Consider the following 4445-nt stretch of genomic DNA (forward strand, 5'->3'; position numbering starts at 1 on the left):
TCGTATTTGAAGGTGGCGGAATGGGTTCTGAGGACTTCGCATCTTATTCATATGAAGTGCCAAGCTTATACATCATATTAGGTGCTGGAGCTAAGAATGAAAATGAAGAATTCGGTGTTCCAATGCATAACTCAAAAGTAGTATTCAATGAAGATATATTACCAACTGGAGCTGCTATACATGCTCACAGTGCTATAACATGGTTAAAAAACAACAAGTAGGGATATAATAATATAATAGAATCATTAGCTTATTTAATTTTTATAATACAGATAAAATAAGAATCCTAAAGATTTATTGTAAATCTTTAGGATTTTTATTTATCTAATGTAATTTATATTATAAAATCTTCATCTTCTAACTCTTCATAAATACCTTTTTGATATCCATTACCTTTAGTAGAGAAGAAGTCATGAGATTTAGTTTCTGTACTTAAACCATTTAAAACTATTGGATTTATATCTGAAACTTCATAATAGCTTTCAAAGCCTAAGTTTTCTAATGCTCTATTAGCATTGTACTTTAAGAAGTTTATAACTTCATTAGTAAAACCAGTTCCATCATAAATCGTCTTAGTATAGTTAATTTCATTTTCCATAAGACTTTCAAATATAGAATAAGCTTTATTTTTTAATTCACTTTTTTTATATTTATCAAAAGAATTAAATAATTCTTGAGCCAAAAGTCCAATATATTTGCCATGTAAAGACTCATCTCTAAGTATTAAGGATATTATCTCACCACTAGCAACCATTTTTCCTTGTCCTGCTAAGTATAGAGGATAGAAAAATCCAGAGTAAAATAAGAAACTTTCTAAAAATACACTAGTTACCATAGAAAGATATAAGCTTTCATTGTCATTAGTATTTTCATATTGAGCTAATATTAAATCAGCTTTTCTCTGTAAAGTTGGTTCATTTTCTATCCAATTGAATAATTCATCTATTTGATCATTAGAAAGTAATGTCATAAATATTGATGAATAACTCTTTGCATGAATTTCTTCCATTGTACCCATAAATGATAAAACAGCTTTTCTTTGTAAGTTTTCTGTTAAATTCATCATAGATGGTACTCCATTATTTCCTTGTTTTGTATCTAACAATGTAAGCCCTGCCAATACCTTTTTATATAATTCTTTTTCTTTTTCACTTAGCATACTCCAACATTTTAAGTCTTTAGATACAGATATTTCTTCGGGAAGCCAAAACTGCTTAACATTTTGTTCCCAAAACGCTTGTGTAAAGCCATCATCTTCTTTGTTCCAGTTAACTGCCTTGTGAATTCTTTTTAAATTAAATGTCATAATATTTTACCCCCTTAAACTGAACAACTTAAACATTCATTATTCTCTCTAGTCATTTTAGTTCTTGTATAATACAAACTTTTAAGACCTTTTTTATATGCATATATATAATACCTTGCTATATCTCTAGTTGTTTTATCATCTGTGACAAATAATGTTGTAGATATACCTTGGTCAACATGTTTTTGAACAGTAGCTACTAAGTCTATAACCTTTCTCATATCCATTCTATATGCTGATTGATAGTATAGCATATTTTCATTAGTTAAAAATGGCATAGGGTATATAGTAGTTGAATCACCATAAGTTCTAACTTCAACAGGTTCCATAATAGGCATTATACTTGAAGTTGCATTTTGAACATAACTAATACTTTGAGTAGGAGCAATGGCTAATAAGTAAGCATTATATAAACCATTTATTTTAACTTTATCTAAAAGGTCGGCCCAATCCTTATTAGTTGGAATATATATACCTTCAAATAATTTAGATACTTTTTCTGTTTTTGGTAAGAAAGATTCATTATAATATTTTGAAAGAACTTTACTTTTATTTCCTTTTGCATATTCAGATTTCTCAAAGCCTTTAAATTTAACATTTTTATCTATAGCTAATTCCATAGATGCTTTTATAGAGTAGTATCTTATTATAGCGAAAAATACATTTGAAAAATCTATAGCTTCATCAGATGTATATAATATATTTTCTCTCATTAAGTACCCATGTAAATTCATAGCACCTAATCCAATAGAATGAGAAGAATCATTTCCATTTTTAACAGTTGGAACTTTATCTATATTAGTTTTATCAGATACAAATGATAATGCACGAATAGAAGTTTTTACAGTTCTTTCTATATCTTTATTATCCATAACATTTGCTATATTTAAAGAGCCTAAATTACAACTTATATCTTGGCCCCAATTATTGTTACCACAGTACCCATTAATATCTGATGGAGTTTGATATTGGAATATTTCACAACATAAATTTGACATTTTTATTCTTCCAACATCCTTTAAAGTATGTTCTTTATTTGCAGTATCTAAAAATACAACATATGGATATCCACTTTCTTGTTGCATTTGAGCTATTTTAGTTAACATTTGTCTTGGATTTATTTCTTTTTTTCGTATATCATTATCATTTACTAATTTATCATACCACTCGTTAATATCAATATCATCAAAGTTGATACCATATTTTTTATATACAGAATGAGGATAAAAGGCATAAGCTTTTTCATTTTTTTCAGCAAGTTCCATAAACTTATCAGGAATAATGGCACCTAATGAAAGAGAAGCTAGTCTTATTTTTTCGTCTGCATTTATTTTTTTAGTATCCATCAAAAGTTCAAAATCAGGATGAAATACTGATAAATAAACAGCTCCAGCACCTTGCCTAGCACCCATTTGATTAAAATATGAAAATGATTGTTCTAACATTTTAGCTACACCAACTACACCACCAGCAGCTCCTTCAATATTTTTGATAGGTTCGTTTGATGCTCTTAATCTTGAAAGGTTTAAAGCAACACCGCCACCTATTTTAGATAAATGGTTTGCTGATGAAATTGCATAAGATATACCTTCTGTACTATCTTCTACAGATAATAAAAAGCATGAAACTAATTCACCAGCTCTTTTTCTACCAGCATTTAAAAATGTTGGAGTAGCAGGTTGAAACTCTTGTTTTATTAATTTTTCAGCTAAATCAAATGCAAAGCTCTCATCACCATCAGCTAATGCTAAAGATACTATTAATACTTTATCATTATAAGTTTCTAATATTTCTTTACCGTCATTAGTTTTTAATGCATAATTTTGGTAGAATTTGTTTGCACTCATATAAGACTTAAATTCAAAATTATGTTTTTTTATAAAGTCAAATAAATTTGTTATAAAGCTTAAGCTATATTTATTTAATGTATCTTTGCAATAGTATTCATTTTCTATTAAATATTGCAATTTTTCTTCTAAATTATTAAATTTTTTTATCTTTGGAGAAATATATTCATCTAAATAACTATTTAAAGCTTCTTTATCTTTATCTAGTTGATACTTACCCTCATTATCCTTAATTATTACTTGATTATTCAATTTTATCCAATTCATATTAATCCACCTTTTGTCAAGTTATTTTAAAACTATATATAGTAGTTTGTTTGCAATTTAAACACTACATATGGTATATACACCAAAGGTGATATTTTTAATCATATTAATAATTATTTATAAAAAATTCGCTTTGTTTGAGCGACGTGTCGGCGAAACACTTCATTTCACCAACGATATATCCTTGCTCAAATATAAATAAATTACCACAGAAAATGTATTTATAGGTATAATAGAAGTATTAATATGTATATAATAAGAATTTGATTATGATATATGTTTAAATAGATAAATAAATAGGTATAAATAAACCTAAGAAAGGGGATTAATAGATGAAAAGTTTTCAAATGGAACTTTCATTATTTATTGAAAGTTATGAGTATATAGATTTAAAAAAGGGAAGAAAAATTAATTTTCAAAGAGACCCTAGTAAAATAGAAGAAATAATATTTGAAGATAATGAAATAGAAGAAGATGTTACTAAAATACCTGTATATAGTGAAATAGCAGCAGGTATGCCGATTTATATAAATGACGAAATAGAAGGTAGCTTTTATCTTCCAAGTTGGCTAGTAAAATCATCAAAAGATACATTTATGCTAAAGATAAATGGAGATAGTATGATAAATGCCAACATACATGATAGTGATTTAGTCGTTATAAAAAAGCAAGATGCAGTATATAATGGAGAAATAGTTGCTGTCGATATAGATGGATATGCAACGATAAAAAGAATAAATATAGACGGAAAATATGCTATATTATCTCCAGAAAATAATAAGTACGAACCAATTGCAATGCCAATAGATGATGTAAGAATAATTGGTTGTGCAGTAGGTATTTTAAAAAGTAAATTTTATTAAAAAATGTAAAAGTTATGAGAAGATATCTTCTCATAACTTTTTTACGCTTAAGGATATTATAATATTTAAAAAAATGTGGATAACTTCTGAATGTAAGTAATATCAATCAACTGGTTTTGAGCGTAAAAAAGATTTTGAAATGCTTCGCCCACGCAGTGGCTC

3 protein-coding genes and 1 pseudogene are annotated in these 4445 nt (G+C 27.2%); 2 read left to right on the forward strand and 2 right to left on the reverse strand.

Annotated elements, in window-relative coordinates:
• Positions 1–221 (forward strand): annotated as a pseudogene (locus Q5F54_RS10930) (amidohydrolase); the annotation flags it as partial.
• 113 nt (positions 222–334) lie between these two features.
• Here the strand turns inward: Q5F54_RS10930 and nrdF are convergent.
• Both nrdF and nrdE read right to left on the reverse strand, forming a co-directional pair.
• Positions 335–1306, reverse strand: a complete 972-nt coding sequence (nrdF, locus tag Q5F54_RS10935; RefSeq protein WP_302334423.1) for a class 1b ribonucleoside-diphosphate reductase subunit beta — start codon at positions 1304–1306, stop codon at positions 335–337.
• Positions 1307–1320: 14 nt separating this feature from the next.
• Positions 1321–3420 carry a class 1b ribonucleoside-diphosphate reductase subunit alpha gene (gene nrdE, locus Q5F54_RS10940; protein WP_281539021.1) on the reverse strand — a complete coding sequence of 700 codons (2100 nt, stop codon included), beginning with the start codon at positions 3418–3420 and terminating at the stop codon, positions 1321–1323.
• 332 nt (positions 3421–3752) lie between these two features.
• Between nrdE and lexA the strand changes: the two genes are divergently transcribed.
• Complete coding sequence (gene lexA / locus Q5F54_RS10945; RefSeq protein WP_281539020.1) at positions 3753–4283, forward strand: transcriptional repressor LexA; 531 nt, start codon at positions 3753–3755, stop codon at positions 4281–4283.
• Positions 4284–4445 lie beyond the last annotated feature (162 nt).

The sequence above is a fragment of the uncultured Romboutsia sp. genome (assembly GCF_958366745.1).
GTDB classification, from domain to species: domain Bacteria; phylum Bacillota; class Clostridia; order Peptostreptococcales; family Peptostreptococcaceae; genus Romboutsia; species Romboutsia timonensis.